Here is a 1,642-nt window from a genome sequence, read left to right as displayed (position 1 = left end):
TAGAACGGGGATTAGTGGCGCTGGAGCAATTGTTAAACCAGTCGGCCAGCCAAGTTGGGGTGATGCCAATTAACTGGTCACAGTTGATTGCGACATCGGCTTTGACATCGCCGTTTTTTGCTAACTTGACCGACAGCTTAGCCTTGAAAGTAAAGCAATCTGAGTTTTATGCTCGATTAGAAGCCGCCAAAATTGGCGATCGCCGCAAGCTTTTGAGCAACCACATTACCTCCCAAGTGGCTCAAGTGCTGGGCCAGAAATTATCGCAAACCCTAGACCTAGATCAAGGATTTTTCGAGCTAGGCATGGATTCGTTAATGACTGTAGAGTTACGAAACCGCCTGCAAAACTCTTTGGGTTGCTCTTTGCCTTCTACCTTAGTCTTTGATTATCCCACAATTACAAAGCTCACTGATTATCTAGCTGAGAATGCGATCAGCTTAGAGTTTGATGACAAATTACCGCTCGCAGTTCAACAGGAGAATACTAAAAATGAGCGATTGAACCAACTGGAAGCTCTTTCCCAGGACGAAATTGCAGACTTACTTGCCCAAAAACTACTATCTATCCGAAATAAAAAACCAAATGAGTAATAATTCAGTCAGCAAGGATTATCGGTTGTTAATGCAAACTGCTCTGCTTGAGTTGGAAGAGATGCAAGCCAAGCTTGAAGCTGTGGAAAAGGCCAAAAAAGAGCCGCTGGCGATCGTGGGCATGGGTTGCCGATTTCCCGGAGGTGCTAACAACCCGGAAGCATTCTGGCAACTGTTGCGCGATGGGGTAGATGCAGTCACGGAAGTGCCAGCTAATCGCTGGGATATTGATGCTTTCTACGACCCAGATCCAGATGCTCCGGGAAAAATGTACACTCGCTATGGTGGGTTTGTCAGTCAGTTAGAAGAATTCGACGCCCAGTTTTTCGGCATTGCGCCCAGAGAGGCGGTTAGCCTTGACCCCCAGCAACGTTTGCTGTTAGAGGTCAGTTGGGAAGCGCTGGAAAATGCAGCTATCAAACCAGATCAAATAGTTGGCAGCAAAACCGGAGTCTTCATTGGCATCTCTGCACTTGATAATTATTTTCGACACATACTAGCCAGCGGCGTGTCGGAGTTAGATGCTTACAATGCCACGGGCAATGCTTTGAGTGTGGCAGCAGGACGTTTGTCCTATATTCTGGGTCTAACTGGGCCATGCTTGGCAGTGGATACAGCTTGCTCCTCTTCTTTAGTCGCAGTTCATTTGGCTTGTCAAAGTCTACGTAACCGGGAGTGTGATTTAGCTCTAGCTGGCGGTGTGAACATGCTGGTTTCACCTGTCATCAGTATTAATTGCTCCAAAGCCAGGATGCTGTCACCTGATGGGCGTTGCAAAACCTTTGATGAGTCAGCCGACGGCTATGTGCGTGGCGAGGGATGTGGGGTGATTGTCCTGAAGCGTCTATCTGATGCCATCAAAGACAAAGATCGTATCCTGGCATTGATTCGCGGCTCAGCAATCAACCAAGATGGTCGCAGCAGCGGTCTAACAGTACCTAACGGGTCATCCCAGCAAGCCGTAATTCGCCAAGCGTTGGCAAATGGAGGAGTAGAAGCATCACTTGTCAGCTATATTGAAGCTCACGGTACAGGTACTTCTTTGGGAG

General features: G+C 47.9%; 2 protein-coding genes. Both read left to right on the top strand.

Annotation, left to right across the window (positions count from 1 at the left end):
• On the top strand, nt 1-593 hold a 593-nt coding region (locus tag MiSe_RS52475), incomplete at its 5' end, for an acyl carrier protein (RefSeq protein ID WP_307731694.1).
• A partial coding sequence (locus tag MiSe_RS48925; RefSeq protein ID WP_307731693.1) for a beta-ketoacyl synthase N-terminal-like domain-containing protein occupies nt 586-1,642 on the top strand: 1,057 nt, incomplete at its 3' end. The genes MiSe_RS52475 and MiSe_RS48925, both read left to right, overlap by 8 nt.

The organism is Microseira wollei NIES-4236 (assembly GCF_020521235.1).
Taxonomy (GTDB): domain Bacteria; phylum Cyanobacteriota; class Cyanobacteriia; order Cyanobacteriales; family Aerosakkonemataceae; genus Microseira; species Microseira wollei.
This window is presented reverse-complemented; position numbering and strand designations above follow the sequence as displayed.